Here is a 22,499-nt window from a genome sequence, read left to right on the forward strand (position 1 = left end):
CGGGGCCGGAAGTGGGGTGAGATGCCGCTGAACGCGGACAGGAACCGCTGTGCTCCACCGATGCTGCGGAACCCCTTCATCGCGCGTTCGCGCTGGCGGGTGGGCTGGTGGCTGTTCTCGGCCCGGTTGTTCAGGCCCTTGTGGGAGCGGTGCTCGACCGAGGGCATCACCTCGCGGTGGGCCGCCCCGTAGGAGCGCAGCTTGTCCGTGACGACTACCCTCGGCACCGAGCAGGTCGTCTTCAGCAGGCGACGGAAGACGCGCCTGGCCGCAGCGGTGTCCCGCCGGTTCTGGACCAGGATGTCGAGCACGTTGCCGTCGGCGTCGACGGCTCGCCACAGGTACTTCTGCTCTCCGTTGATTTTGATGAAGACCTCGTCCAGGTGCCACTTGTCGCCGGGCCGGGGTCGCCGGCGGCGCAGGCCGTTGGCGTAGGCCTGGCCGAACTTCGCGCACCAGCGGCGGACGGTCTCGTGGGAGACGATCACGCCGCGCTCGAGCATCAGTTCCTCGACCTCGCGGAAACTGAGCGGGAAGCGGAAGTACAGCCACACGCAGTGGGAGATGATCTCCACGTACCGGTGCCCCTTGTACGACGGCGACGCGCTCCCCACGGACGATCCCCCTCCACCATGATCAACTCGAAGATCCTCCCACGCCATTCGCCAACGTGACAGTGCCACTACTTGGCCAGCTTGCCGTTGGGCCGCACGGTGAACCAAGTGCCGTTCACGCCCTGGCCGTTGGCGTCGCCGGGCTTCTCGTCGCCGGTGTACCAGTAGAGCGGCCAGCAGTCGATGCTGAGCTGCTTCGTGCCGTCGGAGCGGGTGTACGGGCTGAGCAGCTTCGGGTCGATGCCCTTGATGTTCTTCTTGTCGACGAGCCCGGCGGGTTTCCACTTCTCCAGGCAGCCGCCCCGGCAGTTGGACTTCATCGGCCAGGCGGTGTCCTTGGTGAAGCGGTAGAGCGTACGCCCCTTGCCGTCGCGGACGATCGTGCCGCGCTCCTTGTCGTCGACCGTGGACAGGGCGGGCAGGTCCTTCGGCTCGCTCGGGGCCTCCTGCGCCTGTGCCTTTGCCTTCGTGCCGTCGGGCGCGGCCGAGAACCAGGTACCGCCGACGCCCTGCCCACGGGTCTGCCGGGGCGCCGTGTCCTGCGCGTAGCGGTACAGCGGCCATCCCGCGAGCGTCAGCTGCCTCGTGCCGTCCGCGCGCTTCACCGAGCCGAGCAGCCCGGGGTCCACGCCGCGGCCCGCCTTCGCACCGTCGGCGAGCACCGGCGGCCAGGCCGCGGCGCAGTCGCCCGCGCAGTTGGAAGCGGGCGGCTTCGCCGTGTCCTTGTCGAAGCGGTAAAGGGTGAAGCCCGCGCCGTCCGTCACGACCGGGCCCAACTGCCGGCTCTTCCAGACGCTGAGGCGGCCCGCCTGCGAGGGCTGCGCACCGTTGCCCGTCGCGGCGGCGCGCCCGGCGGAGCCGGTGGTGGTCGCCGCCGTGCCCTGGGAGCTTGCGCAGGCCGCCGTCAGCATGACCGCGGCGAGTGTGAATACGACCGGGACGCAGGTGAATTTACGCATGGGTATCCCTCTTTCGGATGTCTTGGAGAATTTGCTTTTCGCTGAAGTGCTGAATGCTGAAGTGCTGAAGTAATGGCCCGCCCCGGCAGCAGGGGAGGAGTCGGCCGACTGCCGGGGCGGAGTTTCTGGTCCCGGAATTCCTTCTGGCCGGGCAGTATCGCTGTGAAAACGGCCGCTGTGGCGGGTAGGTTCAATTCCCGGAAGAATCTTTTACCGGGTCGCGAGCCGTCAGACCCGCCCCGTACCCGCCCCGGCCAACGTCTGCGTGGGAACGACCACCCGCAGACCGAGTACGCCCAGGTCGACGCTGCCGTCGTTCTCCGCGTACCACCGCCAGTGCGCCCCCGGTACGTCGCCCACCGTCAGCACGATCCAGCCGCCGCCCTCGGACCCGGTGAGGTCCGCGAGCGCCCGCGCCTCCTCGGCGGTCGGCGCGTCCTGGAGGACGACGAACCCGGTGACCTCGCCCGTGCGGGCGGCGCCACGCACCAGGCCGACGCCCAGTTCCTCGGCGGAGTTGAGGATCTCCTCGGGGGCCTTGCCCTTCACCTCCGACACGGAGCGGACCCGGACCAGACCATTGAGGCCGGGCAGGGCACTCGCGCCTGGGTCCACCGAGACCACCACCGTGCTCTGCCGCGGCAGTTCGAGCAGCCCGCGCACCAGCGCCGCCACGGTGTCCTGGGCGACGACGAGGTCACCGCTGACGCTCAGCGCGCCGTTGATCTGCCCGAGGTCCACCATGACCTGCGCGCCCCGCTCGCTCACCCCGATCCGGGCGAGATGCGGCAGCGCGAGCGTCACGTCGGCCGCCGGACCGCCCTCGATGACGGAGGGCAGTCCGGTGCGCTCCCAGCGATTCGGTTCGACCGCGGTCCACGGCACGGGCGCCGTGTGCGCCCCGGACACCGACGCCAGCAGCTTCGTTGGTTCGGCGAGGACGCTGTAGACCCGTACCGGACGCTCCACCTCCGCCGCGTCGGCAGGGATCAGTTCGCGCAGCGCCTGCCGCACCACCACCGGCGTACGGGTGTCCGCCGCGAGCCGCCGCGCGAGCGCGCCCCGCCGACGCCGCCGCAGCGCGAGCGCCAGGCCGCGCGGCAGCCGCGGCCGCAGCACCCGGGCGGCCCGCGCGATCCCGGAGCCGGTGGCGCGCACGGCCCGGCCGATCGGACGCCGCGCGACGATGACCACGGTCAGTACGGCGACGCCGGCGACACCCCCGATCAGCCAGGGCGACCCGACCCGGTCGCCCAGCCCGGCGAACGGTCCCGAGCCCCGGCCGGCCGCGGCGCGGGGCGCGGGGGAGGCGCTCCGTGCGGGGGGCTTCGCCGCGTCGGCGTTCTCCTCGGGCAGCACACCGAACTCCACGCCGGCTCCGTCCGCGTCCTCCGGCAGGATGAGCGGGAAGCCCGGGGTCAGCTGGTCGGGACTCACGAAAGCCGAACCGTCCGGCAGCTGGCGCCCGCTGTTGAGGACCAGGATCTCCTCGAACCGGTCGCCGTCGCCGAGGGTGCGCTGTGCGATCCCGAACAGCGTCTCCTGCTCGCCGCCGTTCTCCTGCGCGGACTTGACCACGTAGTACTTCGTCACCTCGTCGGCCCGCAGCGCCCGGGAAGGCTGCGCCTGCACGGCTGCCAGGACCGGTACGGAGTCCGGAGCCCGTACCGGTCCCAGAGCCTGCGCAGATGCGGGCAGTGCCAGCCAGGTGACGGCCACCAGGCCGCACACCGCCGTCACCCGTGCCGTCGTGCGCCACGGCGCCGGCCGCCGTGCTTCGTTCGTCGTCCTCGGGGCGTCGCGCATCCTTCTCGTCCTCCTCCGTACGGGGCCTGGTGACGCGCACTGCTGATGCGTCGGCCGTCACACGCACGGAACCCCGGGGCGGTTCAACGAGCTGAACCGAAACGCCGAACACCCCGTTAGGAGGTGCCGAACGGGCTTGTAGCCGGGAGGAGTTGGAAATGGCGCGTCGGCATGCCACGGGCTGGGAGGTGCTCGGGTTCGGGGAGGATCCGACCCCTGGGAACCCGGAGGCGATCAGAACACTGGCCAAGACCTATCAGGAGCTGAGCGACGGGGCGGGCGAGGCGGTCGAGCTGCTGCGCGACGACGGGGCGCTGCGCCGCGGCAAGGGCCAGGCGATGGACGCCCTGAAGACGCGCATCACCAAGGACCTGCCGGGGCTCCTGGAGAAGACCAGGGACTCCTTCCGCACCGCTGCGGGTGCCTACGACGAATACGCGAACACCCTGACCACCGCCCAGGACCTGCTGGACCGGGCCATCGACCAGGGCCAGGAGGTCGCCGCCACCGCGAAGACGGAGGTCCCGGCGCTCGCGGCGGACGCCACTCCGGAGCAGGCCGAGACACACCAGACGCAGCAGGGCGAGGTGAACGCCGCGAAGGAGGCGCTGTCCGCTGCCGAGGAGCTCGGCCGCATGGCGCAGCGGGTGCGCGAGGAGGGGTCCGAAAGGGCGACGATCATCCTCGATGACGCCGCTGAACAGGCCATCCCCGCACGGGACTTCGTGAAGGCGTTCGGTGACTTCCTCGCGGACAACCCGCTGGTGGAGATCATCGCCGGTGTCATCATCGGCATCGTCGCCGTGTTCTTCCCGGTCGTGGGTCTCATCCTGGGCGCGATTCTGTTCGCGGTGTCGGTGATCCGGATGGTGTCGCAGGGCAAGATCGACGCCGGTGAGATCATCATCGGCCTGCTCACCCTCGTACCCGGTGGCGTGCTGCTCGGCGGGCTCGGGAAGATCGTCGGGGCGGCGGGCAAGCTGGCGAAGCTCGCGCCGTTCCTGGCCAAGGTGGGCAAGGGCGTCGGGACCGCTTCGGGGGCGGTCTCGGCGGCCCTGAAGAACTCGACGTTCATCCGCAAGATCATCGACCCGCTGTCCAAGGGACTCGTGGGTCTCAAGACGTCCCCCGGTTTGGCCCTCGGTGCCAAGTTCGCGATCGACGTGACCACCGAGTTCAGCCTCGGCTTCCTGGCGAGCGGGCTCACGGCGTGGATCGACGGGAAGAAGTTCGACGCGGCCTCGGCCGCCAAGGGTGCCGCGCTCGGCGCCGCCACGGCCGGTGCCCTCACCCTGTTCGGTGGGACGAAGTTCGCCACCAGCATCAAGGACGCCTTCACCACCAAGGGCAAGTTCAAGAGCAACATCGACAAGGCGTTCTCCGTGAACAGCCTCGGTGTCGTCGACGGCAAGTTCAAACCCGGCAACGTCCTGTTCAACGACACCAAGGGCGGGCAGAAGACCGGCTTCCACGGCATCAACGGCCAGACCAAGTCGGACCCCACCACGGGCGAGGTCAAGACGAAGGTCACGACCCCGGACGGTGCGAAGACCGAAACGAAGATCACTCCGCCCGGTCCCAAGGCCGACCAGGTCGAAGCCCCCGACGACCTGCCCTTCGGAGTCCCGGGGCCCGAGACGTCGACGACCACCACGACACCGGACGGGTTCACGTCGACGACCGCGAACGGCACGAACACCATCAAGAGCCCGGACGGGGACGTCATCACCTCGAACGGCAACACGACGACGATCAGCACCCCGGTCCAGGGCCCGACCACGAAGGAGCAGATCACCGGCGGGCTCGCCGGCGAGTTCGCGCCCGCGCAGTCGGAGAAGCCCGCGCTCTCCACGGAGCTGGGCCCGGACGGCGGCTTCACGACCTCGGGACCGTTCGGCGAGGTCTCCAAGGGGCCGGACGGCACCACGACGTTCAGCTCGCCCGGCGGTGACGGCGGTGGTCCCACGCCGGAGTTCACCGTGAACAACAACACGATCTCCACCCCGAACGGCCTCACCCTGACCGACAACGGCGGCTCCACGACGGTGGGTGGTGGTGGGCTCACCACGGACAACACGAACGGCGTCAACTCGGTCTTCAACGGCCCCCCGGCGGGTCAGCCGGTGGCGACCCACAACCCCGCCGACGGCAACGTCGACATCAACTTCGGCAACACCACGCTCAACGGCAACACGGGGAACCCCGGGGGTGGATTCGCCCTGCCGGACGGCACGCAGGCCGACGTCGGCAACAACGGCAACGTGAGCGTCGTCAACGGAGACGGCGGCGGCCAGAACGTCAACCTGCCCCCGGCCAACGCGGGCGGCCCGGTCACCTTCACCGACACCAACGTCAGCACCAGCATCCCCCCGGCCGGCGGCGCCACCATCACCACGCCGGGCGGCCCCGCCACCACGCTCGACCACACGGGGTTCACGGTGAACACCGGCGGCCCCACCCCCGACACGGTGCAGTTCAACGGGCCGGGCAACTCGCTCGACGTGACGCCGCCCGGCGGTCAGCCGCAGGTCTCGGTCGGCCCGGACGGCTCCATCACCACCGGCAACATCAACACCGACGGGGGTGGCGGCGGTACGGCCACCGGCGGCGGGGGGAACGTGGCGTTCTCGCCGACCGATATCAAGTTCAGCACGCCCGACGGCGGGACGTTCACCGTCAACCCGCAGGGCCAGTTCGACCTGAACCCCTCCGGCACCCAGCCGCCGGTCACGGTCAACCCGAACGGGGACATCGCCGTGGGCCCGTCCGGCGCGGCCCCGGTCACCTTCAACGGCCCCGATGGCACCGCCGTCACCACCAAGCCGGGCGGCGGCCTCGACGTGACGCCGCCCGGCGGTCAGCCGCAGGTCTCGGTCGGCCCGGGCGGCGGCGTCGCCGTCAACGGCATCACCACGGACGGCAACGGCGGCGGCACGGCCACCGGCCCCGGCGGCAAGGTCGACTTCTCGCCGCTCGACATCAAGTTCAGCGCCCCGGACGGCACGACGTTCACCATCAACCCCAACGGCAAGTTCCACGTCGACGGGATCAGCCACGGGGCGGACGGCGTCACCATCGGCGGCTCGACCACGGTCAACAACGACGGCTCGGCGAGCATCGCGCACGGCGACCAGGAGATCAACGTCGCTGCCGACGGCACCATCACGGCCAACGACGCGCAGGGCAACCCGGTCCCGCCGGCCGTGCCGCAGCCGACCCCCGGAAATCCGGTGAACGCGGGCAACACCACCATCTCCGTGGACAACGGCGGCGGCCACTCGGTCACCGTCCACGGCCAGAACGGCACCACGGTCACGGTCGCCGGCAACGGCACCACGACCGTCAGCAATGGCACGATCCAGGCGAGTCACGGCCCGAACGGCATCAGCGGCAGCGTGGGCACCGGCAATCCGATCCAGGTCGGCCAGGGCCCGAACGGTGTCACGACCGTCAGTCAGAACGGTACGTCGGTGAGTACGGGCGGAAACGGCCCGACCACGGTCGGACCGCAGGGCGGGCCCGCCTCGGTCACCGTAAAACCGCCCACGGGCCAGAACCCGGCCCAGGTCACCACCGCCGACGGCAGCACCACCAGCGTCCACGGCGACGGCACCGTCACCAAGTCGGCGCCCGCCGGAGCCGGCAGCCAGACGGTCAACACGGGCGGTCCGGGCAACACCACGGTGACGGTCGCCGGCAACGGCACCACGACCGTCAGCAATGGCACGATCCAGGCGAGTCACGGCCCGAACGGCATCAGCGGCAGTGTGGGCACCGTCAACCCGGTCCAGGTCGGCCAGGGCCCGGACGGTGTCACGACCGTCAGTCAGAACGGTACGTCGGTGAGTACGGGCGGAAACGGCCCGACCACGGTCGGACCGCAGGGCGGGCCCGCATCGGTCACCGTCAATCCGGCCGACGGAGCCAACCCGACGCAGGTCACCACCTCCGGCGGCAGCACCACCACCCTGACGGGGAACGGCGCCCAGACGGACGTCAACGGCACCAACACCGCGAACAGCACGATCAACAACGACGGCACCATCAGCAACAACGCCCCGGCGGGCCCCAACAGCACGGTCACCACCGGACCGAACGGCACCACCGCCGCCGACAACAACGGCAACTTCGGCGTGGACAACACCGGCACCGTCACCAACGGCCCGGTCACCATCACCGCCAACACCGACGCCGCCAACCACCCCGTGGCCACCTTCACCGACACCGGAGCCGGTGCGCAGGCCGATGTCGGCACCAACGGCGTCAGCACCCAGGGCGTCTACACGACGCTCGACCCGGGCGGCGCCGTCACCTTCACCCACCACCAGACACCCGGTGGTCCGGCCACGACCGTCAACTCGGGCCCCGACGGCACGATCACCGCGCAGACCCCCGACGGGGCCGAGGCGAAGGTGCCGCCGCCCCCGAACCCCGCGGGCGGCGGACCTGCGCCCGCACCGGCCCCCAGCACGATCACCAACAACAACGGCGCTGCCATCTCGTCGGACGGGCAGACCACCACGTTCACCGGCGACGGGTTCACGACCACCATCGGCAACGACGGCACCGGTCCGGCCACCACCACCGTCCACCAAGACTCAGGCGTCAGCCACACCATCGACAACAACGGCCAGGCCACGGTCAACAACTCGCCGAGCGGCGCCGGCATCACCGGCACCAACACCCAGGTGACGGTGAACACCCCGCAGCAGGAGGGCTGGGGCCTGTTCGGTAAACCGGACATGACCGGTGGCCAGAACACCCTGTCCAACGGCCCGGACGGCCCCACGATCACCACACAGGGCGCCGACCCGGTCCACGAGCCCGGCAGCACCGTCGTGCACGGCCCGAACACGGGCGGACCCGAGGGTGAGTTCTCCGTCACGTACGGACCGGCCACCGGCACCTTCGCGCCCGGCGGCGTCACCGGCCTCGGCCCCTCCGGCACCCACGTCGACCCGGTCACCAACCTTCCCGTCGACACGGCGGGCAACCCCATCGGCAACAACCCCGGCGACACCACCATCAGCACCGTCACCGGCGACGGCAACAGCGGCATCACCGTGCCCACGCCCGGGGGCGGCCCCGTCGTGCACCACGACGGCTTCTACGGCGGCAACACCAGCGTCGGCACCGGCAACAGCTCCCTCGGCAAGAGCCCCGGCGACGTGGAGAACGCCGGTACGCCGGGCCAGAAGTCCGACATCCTGGACGGCCCGCACAACCCCTTCAACCTCGGCCCCGCGCCCGGCCCCGAGACCTTCACGGTGGGCGGCAACGGCGGCGGGCCCTCCGTGGACGTCCCGGTCGGCGGCAAGGGCGACTCCACCGTCCACAACGGCCCGTTCGACGTGAAGGCCAACGGCGACGGCTCCTTCGACGTGTCCGTGCCCGGCAGCAACCAGCCCGGTGACAAGGTCACCGTCGGACCGGACGGCACCCTCACCGGGCCCGGCGTGGCTCCGGGGGCGCAACCCGGAGCAGGACAGGAGGGGCCCGCCGGACCCCCGCAGGTCACCTTCAGCAACAACACCACCGTCACCGGCGGGCAGGGCACGGCGCCCGTCGTCACCCCCGACGGCGGCGGCGCCACCACCACCTTCGCCAACGGCGCCGCCACCACCAGCCAGGCGGGCAACGTCACCATCACGCAGAACCCCGACGGCAGCACCACGTTCAGCAACACCGCGGGCGGCGAGAACACCACGTTCACCATCACCAAGGACGGCGTGGAAGGCACCGTCACCACGACCGACAACCACGGCAACCAGACCACGTTCGACGTCCTGGTCAACAACAACGGCTCCGTGCAGGTGAAAGACGCCAACGGCAAGACCCTCACCGAGGTCGACGCGAACGGCTCCTTCAACGAGCAGCACACCCCGATCCACGACTACCACGCCTACGCGGGTGGCCCCACCTCTGTCACCGAGCTCCACGAATACGGCTACGAGGCCCTCACCAGCATCCTCAAGGGCGCCTTCGGCCAGGCCGTCAGCGTCGGCTACGAGGTGGGCGCCAACGGAGCCGACGCACAGACCACCCTGGAGAACGCGGGCATCAAACTCGGCTACGGCGTGGGCAATTCCCTGGCCGGCAAGAAGGTCGAGAACGACCACGGATTCAAGACCAAGGGACCCGAGGTGCCCCTCGCCTCGCTTCCCACGAAAACCATCGGCGCCGTCAACTCCAACCAGGACACCGAATTGGCGAATCCGCCGGAAGAAGCCCCCATCAAGGTCTGAACCGAATGACCGCACCCCTCGTGTGTAGGGCGCGGGTCCACGAACCGCTCCATGAAATACCCATCCGCACAACCGATTTGGAAACAGGAGAAATTCCGATGGCCGATTACATCGTCAACGACGAGAAGACCAGCGCCGCCGCCACGCAGACCATGAACGAGTACGAGATCGCGGTCGCCCAGCTCAACAAGATCAAGGCAGACCTGGACGCGCTCACCGCCGACGGCTACAACACCCCGTCGGCGAGGAACGACTTCCAGCCCTTCGTGCAGGAGTACACGGACAACTACGGCAAGGTCACCGAAGGCCTCACGGGCATCTCCGAGTACATCAAGAAGTACGGCGAGGGCATGACCCAGTTCGACTCCGAGATGGGTTCCAGCCTCCGCAAGTGACCCCGCCCGGACGTCGGCCGGGCCGAGCCGGCCCCTCTCCGGCCCGGCCCGGCCGACGTTCCCGCACCCCCGGCAACCCCTGGTGACCCCCGTGCCCAAGGAGCACTGACGATGCGTCTGACCGTCACCGCCGTCGACCCGGAGCAGGGTCAGACCGCGGACATCATGATCGAGGCCGACCCCGAGGCCCCCGCGGGCGAGCTCGCCGAGCAACTGCACCGGCAGCTGCGCGGCGGCACCCCGAAAGCACCGCCCGTCCTGTACCACGGGGCCACCCCGCTCCCCGCCGACCAGCCGGTGGCCGCGGCCGCACTGCGCTCCGGCAGCCTGCTGTCCCTGGACGCTCCCGCGCCCGAGGCGGGCCCGGAGCCGGACGGCGTCGTGGAACTGCGCGGCGTCGGCGGCGCCGACGCCGGAGTGGTGTTCCGGCTGCCGCCCGGCGACTACGAGATCGGCTCCGCCGCGTCCTGCCGCGTCCAGCTCCGCGCCGATGGGCTCGCGAAGACCGCGGCGCGCCTGAAGGTGCACGCCGACGCCACCGCGACCGTACGTTCCGTCGACCAGGACGGCGTCACATGCGACGGCACCGAGGCGCGGGACTGGACCACATGGCCGCTCGGCGGCGTCCTCGCCATCGGCCCGGCCCTGCTGGAACTGGCCGCGCCCTCCGTGCCCGACGCCGCTCTCCAGCCCTCCGGCGACGGCGTGGGGCTCGACTACAACCGGCCGCCCCGGCTGCTGCCCCCGCCCGTGAACAACCGCTTCCAGCTCCCCGTTCCGCCCGGCAAACCCACCCGCAACAAGCTCCAACTCATGCTGATCTTCGCACCGTTGATGATGGCCGGTGTCTCGTTCATCATCTTCAACAACCCCAGATTCCTGGTCTTCGGCTTCCTCTCCCCGGTCGTCGCCCTCATCTCCCAGTTCTCCAACAAGCGCCGGGGCAAGGAGAGTTACGAGGACCAGCTCAAGGAGTACGAGGAGAAGAAGGCCGCACTGGAACAGGACGTGGACGAGGCGGTGCTCGCCGAACAGCACGCCCGGCGCCTCGCCGCCCCGGACCCGGCGTCGGCCCTCCTGATCGCCACCGGCCCGCGTCAGCGGCTGTGGGAGCGCCGTTGGCGCGACAGCGACTTCCTGCTGATGCGGCTCGGCGTCGCCGACCGCCCCGCCTACGTGGAGCTCCAGGACCCCGCCGAGCCTGAACACCGCCGCAGGGTCGACCGCACCACGCACGCCGTGCCCGTGACCGTGCCGCTACGCGCCGCCGGCGTCATGGGCGTCGCCGGCGGCGTCACCGCCGAGCCGCTGGTGCGCTGGCTTATCGCCCAGGCCGCCGTTCTGCACAGCCCCTCCGACCTACGGATCTGTGTACTGTCCGGCACCAGCGGCGCAGACCGCTGGTCCTGGGTGCACTGGCTGCCGCACTGCGCGCCCCTCGGTGAGGACACCATCTCCCTGGTCGGCGCGAGCGCCGAGTCCGTGGGCCGCCGCATCGCCGAACTCACCGCCGTGATCGCCGCCCGGCAGGGGGCCTGCGACCGGGCACCGCGCGGCGGCGCCGCGGGCGAACCCGACGTCCTGGTCGTCCTCGACGGCGCCCGGAGACTGCGCTCCCTGCCCGGCGTCATCCAGATCCTCCGCGACGGACCGGCCGTCGGCGTGTACGCGCTGTGCGTGGACGACGAGGCCCGGCTCCTGCCCGAGGAATGCCGCGCCGTGGCCGTGGCCGGGCCGAAGTGGCTGCGCGCCGAGCAGGACAGCGCCGACCCCGTCGACGAGGTCCGCATGGACGCGCCGACCCGCTCCTGGTGCGTGGGCGTGGCCCGCGCGCTCGCGCCGATCCGCGACGTGGGCGACGACGCCGACGAGAACCTGCTGCCCGCCTCCGCCCGGCTCCTGGACGTACTCGGTCTCGAACCACCCACCCCCGACGCCGTCGCCGCGCGCTGGGCGATCGCCGCCCGCAGCACCCGCGCCGTGCTCGGAGAGGGCGTGGACGGTCCGTTCGCCGTCGACCTGGCCGCAGACGGGCCGCACGGCCTGATCGCGGGCACCACCGGATCAGGCAAGTCCGAACTGCTCCAGTCCCTCGTGGCGAGCCTCGCCGTCGCCAACCGGCCGGACGAGCTGAACTTCGTCCTCGTCGACTACAAGGGCGGTAGCGCCTTCGCCGAGTGCGAGGACCTGCCGCACACCGTCGGCATGGTCACCGACCTGGACACCCACCTCGTGGAGCGGGCCCTGGTGTCCCTCGGCGCCGAACTGAAGCGACGCGAGCACATCCTCGCGGAGGCCGGGGCCAAGGACATCGACGACTACACCGACAAGCGCACCCGCCGTCCTGAACTCGCCTCCATGGCCCGGCTCGTCCTCGTCATCGACGAGTTCGCGTCGATGGTGCGGGAACTCCCCGACTTCGTCTCCGGACTCGTCAACATCGCCCAGCGGGGCCGCTCCCTCGGCATCCACCTGATCCTCGCCACCCAGCGGCCCTCCGGCGCGGTCACCGCCGACATCCGCGCCAACACCAACCTGCGGATCGCGCTGCGCACCACCGACACCGGCGAGAGCCGCGACATCATCGACGCCCCCGACTCCGGGCAGCTCTCGCCCCGCACCCCCGGCCGCGCCCACGCCAGGCTCGGCCACGCGGCGCTGCTGCCGTTCCAGACAGGGCGGATCGGTGGCCGCCGCCTCGACGCGTCGGCCACGGACGAGGACCGTCCGGCGCCGGTGCTCACCGAACTCCACTGGGAGGCCCTCGGCGCCCCGATGCCGAGGCCGGAAGCCCAGGAGGACACCTTCCAGCCGGTCACCGACCTGTCGGTCCTGGTCGACGCGGTACGCGACGCGGCCACCCAGCTCTCCGTACCGCCCGCCCGCCGCCCCTGGCTGCCCCCGCTGCCCGACGTCCTCACCCTCGCCGACCTGCCCGTGCGGCCCGAGGCGGCCGAGGACGGGCGGCTCACCCCGGTGGCGTACGGCCTCGTGGACGTGCCCACCGAGCAGGCGCAGCGTCAACTCGTCCTCGATCTCGACGAGATGGGCCATCTGTACATCATCGGCTCGCCGCGCAGCGGCCGCTCCCAGGCGCTGCGGACCCTCGCCGCCGCTCTCACCGGCGCACACCGCTGCGCCGACGTCCACCTGTACGGCCTCGACTGCGGCAACGGCGCTCTCCAGGCCCTCGGCGGACTGCCGCACTGCGGTGCCGTGGTGGACCGGGGCCAGGTCGAGCGGGTGACCCGCCTCCTGAACCGCCTGGTCGCCGAGGTCGGGCGGCGCCGTGAACTCCTCGGCAGGCGGGGCGTCGCCGACCTCACCGAGTTGCGCCGCGTCCTGCCCGAGCCGGAGCGGCCCCCGCACATCCTGCTCCTCGTCGACCGGTTCGAGGCGTTCGAGCGGGACTTCGCCAACTACGACCAGGGCAGCCTGATGGACGCCATGACCCTGCTGATGCGCGAGGGCGCGAGCGTCGGCCTGCACCTGGTCCTGACCGGCGACCGCATCCTCGGCCAGAACCGGTTCTCCTCCACCACCGAGGACAAGCTGGTCCTGCGCCTCAACGACCGCACCGACTACTCCATGGTGGGCCTCCACTCCCGCGACGTCCCCGAGGACCTCCCGGCCGGTCGCGGTGTCCTCGCCAAGGACACCAACAGCGCTCAGATCGCGTTGATCCCCGGGAGAGACGGAACCGACGCCACCGGCGCGGGCCAGGCCCAGGCACTCGGCGTACTCGCCGAACGGGTCAGGGAACGCGACGCCGACGTGCCCGCCGAGCGCAGGCCGTTCCGCGTGGACGTCCTGCCCGACGAGCTGGACTTCGCGGACGCCCTCGCCCGCAGGCCGCACACCGTCTCCCCGCTGTGGGCGATGATCGGCGTCGGAGGCGACGAACTCGCCGCCATCGGCACCGACTTGTCGCAGGTGCCGTCCTTCGTGGTCGCCGGTCCGCCGAGGTCGGGCCGCAGCACGGTGCTGCTCACCATGGCGAAGTCGCTGACCGCGGCCGGCACGAAGATCGTGGTCATCGCGCCGCGCAACTCGCCGCTGCGCCACCTCGCCGGACAGCCCGGCGTCGTGGAGGTCTTCACCGACGCCGACGTCGCGGTCGCCGACTTCCGCGCCGCACTCGGCAAGGTGGACAGCCCCGCCGGAGCCATCCTCGTCGACGATGCCGAAATGATGATCAACTCCGAGCTCGACACCGACTTCGTCGCGCTCGCCCGCGGCAGCGCCGGGGACGGCTGGGGCCTGATCATGGCCGGCAACAACGAGGCGCTGCTCGGCGGCATCGGCGGCTGGCAGGCCGCCGTACGCCGCAACCGCTGCGGCGCCCTGCTCGCGCCCCGCCTGATGGGCGACGGCGAACTCGTCGGCGCCCGCCTGCCACGCGGCCTGATGGGACAGGACAGCGAACCCGGCCGCGCCCACCTGCAGCTCGGCGACGGCCGCTTCACCACGGTCCGAGTGCCCGCGACGACGGTCGACTGACCGACCGCACGGCGTACGGCACCACAGAGCAAGGTGAGAAGGCCTCCGCTCCCGTCCGGCCACCGGGGGAGCGGAGGCCTTGCTGCGGCCTCCGGCACACGCGAAGAAGAGGGCCCGGCCGTTCCTCCCAGGAAGACGCTGTTGGTTAATTCGGGCCTGGCTGCTTCGCCTCGTCGTTATGCGGCGGGGCGAAGTGCTGCCACCGGGCTGGTGCGGGTGCGGGCGTGGGGTTTGCCGGTGAGCCAGGCGTCGATGCGGATGAGGTTGACCGCAGCGCCGGTGAGCTGGTGCTGGAGGCTTGTCTTTGACAGACCGCGGTAGCGGGATCTGCGCAGGCCACAGGCTTGCACTGCTTGGGAGATGGTCCCCTCGACCCCGGCGCGGATCTTGTAGCGGTCCTTCCACTCGTCGGTCTGCTGGAGTTTTCGCGCCTGTTGAAGGGCTTCGTATTCGTCGCGGGGCCTGAGGTTGATCTCCCGGCGCTGGGCCTTCGGGGAGTTGACGCACTGCCGCAACTGGGGGCAGGTGCGGCAGTCGGCCGGGGAGAACCGGACCCGGATGGTCGGCAGTCCGTCTTCCGAGCGGCGTTGGTGCCACTGCGTGCTGATGATGCCGTTCGGGCAGGTCACGTGCTGGTTGTCCCAGTCGATGGTGAACGCGTCCTGCCCGAAGGCGGCCTCGCCACGGGCGTGCGGAACGGTCACGGACTTCAGCGGCCCGTGCAGCGCGACGCGGTGATCGCGGTGGGCGGCGACCAGCGCGCCGCCGTTGGCATAGCCGGTATCGACCCAGTGCTCGCCCGGCAGCAGGTCCCGCTCCGCAAGGCCGGCATGGACGACGGTGGCCATCCGGTCGTCGGGGACCGTGGCGACGGTGGTGGCCACGTTCGTGATCAGGTGCACCGTCTCCGGCTCGCACGTCTCGGTGAGATGGACCTTGAAGCCGTCCCAGAAGGTGTCACGCTTCACGCTGCCCCTGGCCTCGGGGTCATAGGGGGTGACCAGGCGTTTCGCGCCCGGCGGCCGGTCTTTTGGGCCCCGCCGTTCCACCTCGCCCTCCACTAGGTGGAAGTGCTGGACCCACACCTGGCGCAGGAACTCCACCTCCGGCAGTGCCCGCAGCGCCAGGGGCGTGCCGTCCGTCCAGATCATCTCCAGCAGGCGCATGCCGTCCGCGCCGATCCGGCGCCCCACCTCGACCCGCTTGGCCTGGGCCCTGGGGAAACGGGAGTCCTCGATCCGAGTCGCGTAGTGCGTGAACCAGTCCGGCAGCGCGTGCGCGCCGAGCCAGTCCGGTTCGACGCGGGCCGCCGCGTTCAGCGCCGCCCGCAGACTCTCGCCGACCAGCTCCAGCCAGTTCAGCTCACGTGCCGCAGACAACACATGCGTAGAGTCCGTCCGGGCCTTGCCTCCCTTGCTGAGCAGCCCCTTCTTCTGGGCAGCGGCCAGGATGCCGTCCAGCACCGACCGCCCGCCATCCGCGCCGACCAGGCGGTCTCTGAACTCCGACAGCACGGAGAAGTCGAAGCCCGGATCAGTCAGCTCCAGTCCCAGCGCGAACTTCCAGTCGATCCTGGCCCGTACCGCCTCCGCGGCCTGCCGGTCGGTCAGACCCTCGGCGAACTGCAAGAGCACCACCAGCGCCAGCCGCCCCGGCGACCAGGCCGCCCTTCCCCCGCACCGGGAACAAATCCGCGAACTGCTCGTCGGTGAACAACGGCCCCAGCTCGTCCCGGACCCGGATCGCCAGGCTCCCCTTCGGGAACGCGGCCCGCGCAATCCGCACCGTCTCCGCCGGGATCTCCCCCGGCTCCTTCGACTGCATCGACACCCGCACCCACCCCATACGACAACGTCGGCCTTCAAGACCACAACCGGGTCTTGAAGGCCGACGTCACGCACAGGCCCGAATTAACCAACAGCGTCTTCCTCCCAGGAACGGCCGGGCCCTCTGCGAGGCCGGCGCCGGTCAGGTGGTCGCTGCGCCGACGGCCACCGGCTCCTTGTCGCCGAAGGCGAACGTCGACGTGATGGCGTCGAAGAGGTCGTACAGCGGCTCGGCGAGCGGGATGTTCGGGCTGAAGCAGGTGATGATCAGGACCCGCTCACCACCGGGAACCGGCACGAACGTGTGCGTCACCACCATCTTGTACGAGACACCGTCGGCGATTTCCGTCTCCTCGATGCCGGCCATCCGGCCGACCGGACCGACACCGGGCAGCGTCGCCGTCGTGAGGGTCCGGGTGGTGTTCTCGCGGCGGCGGCCCCCGGTGGCCGAGAACTGCTCGGCGATGCCCTTGGCGGAGAAGTCCTCACCGGGCGGCGGCTTCACGCTGAACACCATGAGCCCGGCCATCAGCAGGCCGTCCTCGTACATGGCGGTGGTGCCCGCGGCATAGACGGCGCCGCGCCTGCGGGCGCCCTCCATGATGCGCCGCGCGCTGCGGAACGTGTGGTTGATGGCGTCCCGGGTCTCCTTCTGCGGGGCGTGCCGCAGCATCTCGGCGCGGCGCTCGGCGAGCGTGTCGCCGTGGAGGTCGTACTCCGTCCAGTTCTCCGGGATGGCGATCCCGAAGGTGTGCGAACCAGTGGTCATGGGACCGTACTCCTCAGTTCGTTTCGGGCCGGGCTCGTGTCGGGCCGGGCCGATGGGGGATCGATCAGGCCGTCGTCCTAGGACGGCCGGGTGCCACTTCCGGCGGGTGTCGCGTCGCCGCCCTGGCCGCCGCCTTCCTTCAGCGAAGAGCCCATCTTGGTGTCGAAGTCGTCGAAGGCCTTCACGATGGCCTCGCAGGCGTCCTTGAGGTCCTTGCTGTTCCGCTTGACCTGCACGCGCCCGTCCTTCCACGCGTCGTCGAAGTTGGTGCCGGGGCGCACCAGTGGCGGGCCGACGTCCTCGGGGTCGTAGCCCGAGGGCCGGGTGTCGATGAGATCCATCACCCGGCCCAGGAGTTCACCGAGACGTTGCACCTCGTCTCCCGGCATCTCGATCTCGGCCAAGGCTCCTCCCTCGTACGCGTCGTCCGGCGGGCATGTCCCGCCCCGCTCCAGGAACGACCGTGGACGCGGGACGGTTCAACGGCCCGCCGGATCAAGGGCGTACGGGAGGCGGAGCCGCAGGGAGGGTCACGCGGCCTTGCGGACGAGCTTGCCGTCGGGTGCCACGGCGAACCACTCGCCGTCCAGGCCCTGGCCATTGACGTCACCGGGCCCCGTGTCGCCGACGTAGTAGTACAGCGGCCAGTCCCCGTACGTTACGTGGACGGCACCCCCCGAGTGCTTCGCCTCGCGCAGCAGCGACCTCCTGATGCCCTGGCCCGCGGTGGCGGGGGCGGGGCTGGTCAGCGCGGGCCATACGGCGATGCACTCCGCGTCGCAGTTGCTTGCGGCGTCCTTGTCCTTGGTGAAGGCGTACAGGGTGCGGCCCTTGCCGTCGACCAGGATGGAGCCGAGTCCGACGTCCGCCACGGTGACCTCGGTGCCGGGCGCGGTCTTGACCGGCCTCCTGCCGCCGCTGGTGTCGCCGTCGTTCCCGGCACCGCAGGCGACAAGTCCCAGGGCCAGCGGGATCGCGAAAAGAGCATTGCGTGCACGCATGGTGATGACCTCTCTCGTACGTCGTGAAACGCGACGGGGTGAGTGCCCCGTGCCCACACGTGCTGCCTGCCCTCCGGGTTCAGCGCGCGCCGCCCCTTCAGCCCTCCGGCCCCCGACAACGCGGATCGCGGGCGCGTTGAACCGCTCGGCCTGTCCGTTCGTTCGTCGACGCGAAGGGCCCGAACGCAAGCCCCACTCCCGGAAGGACGAAAGACATGCGCAGGCTCACTGTTGCGGCGGCCGCCGCCGTGCTCGTCGCCGGTCTCACCGGTTTCGCAGCGACCCCGGCGTCGGCCGAGGACGGCCCCGACGCCGGGGGTTCCCGTGGCGCCGGAGTCTCACCGGCCACCGCCGAAGCGGCGCAGGCACCGGCCGTCTCCCTGGTCGCCCGGCTCACCGGCGACCAGGACGGGCCCACCGCGGGCGACCAGGACGGCAAGGCCGTCGCGCTCGTCAAGGTCAGGGGCGACCGCGTCACCTTCGCCCTCACCTGGAACGGCATCGGCAGGCCGACCCGCGGCCACCTCCACCGGGGCCGGCCCGGCAGCGACGGCGGGGTGAAGGCCGAGCTGTTCGGCACGGCCATGCCCGCCTCGGTGAACTCCGCCGCCGGGCAGACCTCGATGTCCTCCGCCGCGCTCGCCCGACAGCTGCGCACCGATCCCGGCGGCTTCTACGTCGACCTGCACTCCGAGGAGTTCCCCGGCGGCGCGGTGCGCGGCCGGCTCCGGATCCTGGAGAAGCCGGTGAACCCGCTCAGCATCATCAGGGGAGGAAAGCTGCGCGCGCTTGCGGACGGTGGCCAGGAAGTCCCGGGCGACGACCCCGGCAAGGTGGGCGACCCGGACGGGCACAGCACCACGTTCCTGCACCCGAGGACGGACCGCGTCGACTACTCCATGGCCTGGGTGAACATCGGAGCGCCGCTGGCCGGACACATCCACGAGGGGGTGCTCGGCGAGAACGGCGACGTACGGCTCCCGCTGTTCGTCACTCCCGTACCGAAGAACGTCTTCGCGATCTCTGGCAGCGTCAGCGTCCCCGACGCCGAGGTCATCGCACGCCTCAAGGGAAGCCCGACCGGCTTCTACTCGAACGTGCACACCCAGGAGTTCCCCGACGGCGCCGTACGAGGGCAGTTGTTCCGCTGACGCTCACCGGCAAGGGGTTGACGGAGGTTTCGCGGGTGGCTTGTGGGCAATCTTGATTGCCCCGGCCCCCGGTGACACTCTGCTTCCGTGCGCATCAAGCTGCCCTTCCCCAACTCCCTTCTGTTCTGGGGGATTCTGCCCGTGACGCTCGGGCTGATCGTGTTCCTGGGCGTCATGACGTTCGGCGCCGGCAGGGCCGCCACGGTGTCCGGCGCACCCGCCGACGACAAGTACGTGGACATCGGGACCGTTCTGCCGACCCGGGCGCCCGCAGCCGGACCCGACGCGTCCACCGGCTCGTACACCGTCGACTGCGGACGCAACGAACAAGGCCACTACAACATGGACAACGTCGTGATCTCCCCGGGCGTCGTGAACGGCGCCCACCACACCCACGACTACGTCGGCAATCTCTCCACCGACGCACTGTCCACCGATCGGAGTCTGGCCGCCGCCGACACCACCTGCGCGGGCGGTGACCGGTCCACGTACTACTGGCCGGTGCTGCGCCGCCTCGACCGCACCGGTGACGCCCACAAGGCCGGCGTCGGCGCCCACGGCAACACCGGCGAGGTCGTCACCGCCTCCTCGGTGCGGGTGGAGTTCCGCGGCAACCCGGTCAGCTCGGTCGTCGGCATGCCCCGCTTCATGCGGCTGATCACGGGCGACCCGGTCGCGGCCACCACGGACGGAGCGAACGTCCGTGCCCAGTGGGGCTGTTCCGGCTACCCGGACCGGTTCACCCAGAACTATGCACGCTGCCCGCAAGGCAGCGGACCGACCCGCACCCTGGACTTTCCGAGCTGCTGGAACGGCCTCGCTACCGACAGCCCCGACCACCGCGCGCACGCACAGTTCCCCGCCGCCGACGGCACCTGCCCGCGGGCCACGTTTCCTGTGCCGCAACTGCGCGTCACCCTTACCTATGAACTCCCGGAGGGCACGCCGTTCGCCGTCGACTCCTTCCCGGAGCAGCTGCGCGATCCGATCACCGACCACGCGATGTTCGTGAACGTGATGACCGGGGACCGCATGGCGGAGCTGGTGCGCTGCATCAACGAGGACCGGCAGTGCAAGTCCGGGTGACCAGGCCCTCGCACGACGCCCCGACTGGCCTGTGATTCAGTTCACATCCGCCCCGGATTGAACCGGCCCGGCCCGCCGTCCGTGTTCAGCGCATCGGCCCAGGAGAGGACGGAGAGAATGGATGGCGGCATTGTGGTCCCGCAGTCGGCAGAGACAGGACACCGGTGACGAGGCACTGATCCGGTCCCTCTACGAGGAACACGGCAGAGCCCTGCTCGCGTACGCACAACGCCTGACCGGTGATCGCAGCGCCGCTGAGGACGTGGTCCAGGAAACCTTGATCCGGGCCTGGAAACACCCGGACGCGCTGGTCAACGGCAAGGGCTCGGTGCGTGGCTGGCTGCTCACCGTGGCCCGCAACATCATCACGGACCGGTACCGGGCCAAGGCCGCGCGCCCCACGGAGGTCGCCGAGTCGGTGACCACCCAGCCCGTCGAGCAGGACCACGCGGACGCCGTGGTCGACTCGATGGTCGTCATGGAGGCGCTCGACCGGCTCTCCCCGGACCACCGGGACGTGCTTATGGAAATCTACTTCCAGGGCAGGAGCGTTGCCGAGGCGGCGAACAGACTCGGGATACCACCCGGGACGGTCAAGTCCCGGTCACACTATGCGTTGAAGGCCCTGCGGGACATGTACGCGGACAGACCGAAGGCAGTGAAGCTGGTGGCGTTGAAGGGGGTGGCGGTGTGAGCACCAAGGAACATGACAGTGAACTGCTCGGCGCCTACGTCCTCGGCGCGCTCGATGAGCAGGAGGTGCGAACCGTCGACGAACACATGGCGTCGTGCCAGAAGTGCCGCGACGAACTGGACGGGCTGCGGGACATGGAGTCCGCGCTCGGCGAAGTACCCCCGGAGGCCTTCCTCGACGGGCCCCCGGAAGGTGGTGACCTGCTGCTCCAGCGCACGCTGAGGCAGGTCCGCAGCGAACGCGCCGGGCAGACGCTGCGGCGAAGAGCGGTCCTGGGCGCGGTCGCGGCGGTCGCGGCGGCAGCCGTCCTCGGTGGCGGCGTCCTGATCGGCCAGAACACTGGCGAACGCACCCACGAGGCGATCCCCCCGGCCCCCTCGGTCGCGGCGACCGTGCCACCGGCTCAGCCGGGCGGCATGAAGGTCGTCGAGGGCCGCAGTGCCTCGACCGGCAGCGAGATGAGGCTCCGGGTGACCCCGGCCGTCGACTGGATCCGCCTCAACGTCTCGGCCATGGGCATCCCGGCGGGCGAGCGCTGCCGCGTGGTGGTCGTCGCGAAGGACGGCAGCCGCGAGATCGCGGGCAGCTGGCTCGTCGCCGACGAGAAGAAGGGTGCCAACCTCGACGGCTCGGCGGCCGTCCCCATGGACGACGTACAGAAGGTCGTGATCGAGAACGACAAGGGCAAGGAGTACGTGTCCGTCGATGTCTGAACCCCGCGGGCCCGGACGTGGACCGCGACCTGCCGGGTGGTGTACGGATCGGTGTGGCGAACAGATCAGTGAGGCCGTTCCCCGTCGGAGGGGCCTCACTGATGGTGGCGCCTGCGATCACGATCCGCCCGGCACGCCTCGGTCGTACCCAGCATTGTCCGGTTCGAGGAGCGGAGGCTCGTCCGTCATGCGGGCGGGAGCCATGACGCGCAGGGCGTGGTAGCCGATGAGGACGATCAGCGTCCCCAACGCGATGCCGCTGAGCTGGAAGTTGTCCGTGAGCTTCAGGCTCACATTGCCGATGCCGACGATGAGACCCGCGGCCACCGGCACCAGGTGCAGGGGGTTGGAGTGAGGTTCCACCGAGAGGGTATGGGTCTGTCAATCGAACGGTGTATCAGGGGTGTTTGGGGTTACTGACGGGGTGCGGAGAGGCGGCCGTCGAGGCGTTGTCACGTTGTCGGGGGTATAGGCGTCTGACGCACCGCCAGACGCCTATACCCCCGACAACGTGACAACGCCCGTCCGCGGCCGGGTTTCCGGGAGGCCAGTTGGGCGATACCGCCCGCGAGGTAACGGACCTTGGCGCGGTCCACCGTATTCGGTGCGACTCCGGCGAGTTCTGCGATGTCCTTACGTCGCCGCCCCTCGGCCGCCCACAGCACCAGGCGGGCCCGCAGGACGACATCGGCAGGGGCGTGACGGCTGCCCGCCAACTCCCGCAGCTCATCAATCTGTTC

Annotated in this window: 14 protein-coding genes and 2 pseudogenes; 7 read left to right on the plus strand and 9 right to left on the minus strand. The window is 70.6% G+C overall.

The window, feature by feature from the left end:
• The 3 genes from BT364_RS37275 to BT364_RS37285 all read right to left on the minus strand — a co-directional run.
• A partial coding sequence (locus BT364_RS37275; protein WP_072489584.1) for an IS6 family transposase occupies positions 1 to 614 on the minus strand: 614 nt, incomplete at its 3' end.
• Positions 615 to 682: 68 nt separating this feature from the next.
• Positions 683 to 1,573, minus strand: coding sequence for an SCO0930 family lipoprotein (locus BT364_RS37280; protein WP_072489585.1), 891 nt, complete (start codon positions 1,571 to 1,573; stop codon positions 683 to 685).
• Between the two features lie 228 nt (positions 1,574 to 1,801).
• A complete protein-coding gene (locus tag BT364_RS37285; RefSeq protein ID WP_072489586.1) occupies positions 1,802 to 3,379 on the minus strand; it encodes a LysM peptidoglycan-binding domain-containing protein in 1,578 nt (525 codons plus the stop codon).
• Between the two features lie 158 nt (positions 3,380 to 3,537).
• Here BT364_RS37285 and BT364_RS37290 point away from each other — a divergent pair, with 158 nt between their 5' ends.
• From BT364_RS37290 to BT364_RS37300, 3 genes are all read left to right on the plus strand, one after another.
• Positions 3,538 to 9,624, plus strand: a complete 6,087-nt coding sequence (locus BT364_RS37290) for a beta strand repeat-containing protein (protein WP_072489587.1) — start codon at positions 3,538 to 3,540, stop codon at positions 9,622 to 9,624.
• 98 nt (positions 9,625 to 9,722) lie between these two features.
• Positions 9,723 to 10,019 carry a WXG100 family type VII secretion target gene (locus tag BT364_RS37295; protein WP_072489588.1) on the plus strand — a complete coding sequence of 99 codons (297 nt, stop codon included), beginning with the start codon at positions 9,723 to 9,725 and terminating at the stop codon, positions 10,017 to 10,019.
• 111 nt (positions 10,020 to 10,130) lie between these two features.
• Entirely contained in the window at positions 10,131 to 14,519 is a 4,389-nt protein-coding gene (locus tag BT364_RS37300) for an FtsK/SpoIIIE domain-containing protein (RefSeq protein WP_072489589.1), read from the plus strand.
• A 176-nt stretch (positions 14,520 to 14,695) separates the two neighbouring features.
• On the opposite strand, the pseudogene BT364_RS37305 reads toward BT364_RS37300, so the two are convergent.
• The 4 genes and pseudogenes from BT364_RS37305 to BT364_RS37320 all read right to left on the minus strand — a co-directional run bounded on the left by BT364_RS37305 (position 14,696) and on the right by BT364_RS37320 (position 18,115).
• Positions 14,696 to 16,349 (minus strand): annotated as a pseudogene (locus BT364_RS37305) (IS1182 family transposase).
• Between the two features lie 138 nt (positions 16,350 to 16,487).
• Complete coding sequence (locus BT364_RS37310; protein ID WP_072489590.1) at positions 16,488 to 17,114, minus strand: hypothetical protein; 627 nt, start codon at positions 17,112 to 17,114, stop codon at positions 16,488 to 16,490.
• A 77-nt stretch (positions 17,115 to 17,191) separates the two neighbouring features.
• On the minus strand, positions 17,192 to 17,518 hold the full coding sequence (locus BT364_RS37315; RefSeq protein WP_072489591.1) for a hypothetical protein: 327 nt from the start codon (positions 17,516 to 17,518) through the stop codon (positions 17,192 to 17,194).
• A gap of 126 nt (positions 17,519 to 17,644) precedes the next feature.
• Positions 17,645 to 18,115, minus strand: a complete 471-nt coding sequence (locus BT364_RS37320) for a COG4315 family predicted lipoprotein (RefSeq protein ID WP_072489592.1) — start codon at positions 18,113 to 18,115, stop codon at positions 17,645 to 17,647.
• Between the two features lie 215 nt (positions 18,116 to 18,330).
• Here BT364_RS37320 and BT364_RS37325 point away from each other — a divergent pair, with 215 nt between their 5' ends.
• The 4 genes from BT364_RS37325 to BT364_RS37340 all read left to right on the plus strand — a co-directional run bounded on the left by BT364_RS37325 (position 18,331) and on the right by BT364_RS37340 (position 21,759).
• Positions 18,331 to 19,266, plus strand: a complete 936-nt coding sequence (locus tag BT364_RS37325) for a CHRD domain-containing protein (protein ID WP_072489593.1) — start codon at positions 18,331 to 18,333, stop codon at positions 19,264 to 19,266.
• Positions 19,267 to 19,353: 87 nt separating this feature from the next.
• Positions 19,354 to 20,352, plus strand: coding sequence for a DUF1996 domain-containing protein (locus BT364_RS37330; protein WP_256260402.1), 999 nt, complete (start codon positions 19,354 to 19,356; stop codon positions 20,350 to 20,352).
• A gap of 121 nt (positions 20,353 to 20,473) precedes the next feature.
• Entirely contained in the window at positions 20,474 to 21,046 is a 573-nt protein-coding gene (locus BT364_RS37335) for a sigma-70 family RNA polymerase sigma factor (RefSeq protein ID WP_072489594.1), read from the plus strand.
• A complete protein-coding gene (locus BT364_RS37340; RefSeq protein WP_072489595.1) occupies positions 21,043 to 21,759 on the plus strand; it encodes a zf-HC2 domain-containing protein in 717 nt (238 codons plus the stop codon). Before BT364_RS37335 ends, BT364_RS37340 begins: the two co-directional genes overlap by 4 nt.
• A gap of 117 nt (positions 21,760 to 21,876) precedes the next feature.
• Here BT364_RS37340 and BT364_RS37345 read toward each other — a convergent pair.
• Positions 21,877 to 22,110, minus strand: a pseudogene (locus BT364_RS37345) (nitrate reductase); the annotation flags it as partial.
• A gap of 101 nt (positions 22,111 to 22,211) precedes the next feature.
• A partial coding sequence (locus BT364_RS37350; RefSeq protein WP_256260403.1) for a helix-turn-helix domain-containing protein occupies positions 22,212 to 22,499 on the minus strand: 288 nt, incomplete at its 5' end.

Source organism: Streptomyces atratus, assembly GCF_900119365.1.
In the GTDB taxonomy this organism is placed as follows: Bacteria; Actinomycetota; Actinomycetes; order Streptomycetales; family Streptomycetaceae; genus Streptomyces; species Streptomyces atratus_B.

Coding starts and splice junctions, on each gene's coding strand:
- BT364_RS37290 (WP_072489587.1), top strand. CDS start 3,538: ATGGCGCGTCGGCATGCCACGGGCTGGGAGGTGCTCGGGTTCGGGGAG.
- BT364_RS37325 (WP_072489593.1), top strand. CDS start 18,331: ATGCGCAGGCTCACTGTTGCGGCGGCCGCCGCCGTGCTCGTCGCCGGT.
- BT364_RS37295 (WP_072489588.1), top strand. CDS start 9,723: ATGGCCGATTACATCGTCAACGACGAGAAGACCAGCGCCGCCGCCACG.
- BT364_RS37320 (WP_072489592.1), bottom strand. CDS start 18,115: ATGCGTGCACGCAATGCTCTTTTCGCGATCCCGCTGGCCCTGGGACTT.
- BT364_RS37310 (WP_072489590.1), bottom strand. CDS start 17,114: ATGACCACTGGTTCGCACACCTTCGGGATCGCCATCCCGGAGAACTGG.
- BT364_RS37280 (WP_072489585.1), bottom strand. CDS start 1,573: ATGCGTAAATTCACCTGCGTCCCGGTCGTATTCACACTCGCCGCGGTC.
- BT364_RS37300 (WP_072489589.1), top strand. CDS start 10,131: ATGCGTCTGACCGTCACCGCCGTCGACCCGGAGCAGGGTCAGACCGCG.
- BT364_RS37335 (WP_072489594.1), top strand. CDS start 20,474: ATGGCGGCATTGTGGTCCCGCAGTCGGCAGAGACAGGACACCGGTGAC.
- BT364_RS37285 (WP_072489586.1), bottom strand. CDS start 3,379: ATGCGCGACGCCCCGAGGACGACGAACGAAGCACGGCGGCCGGCGCCG.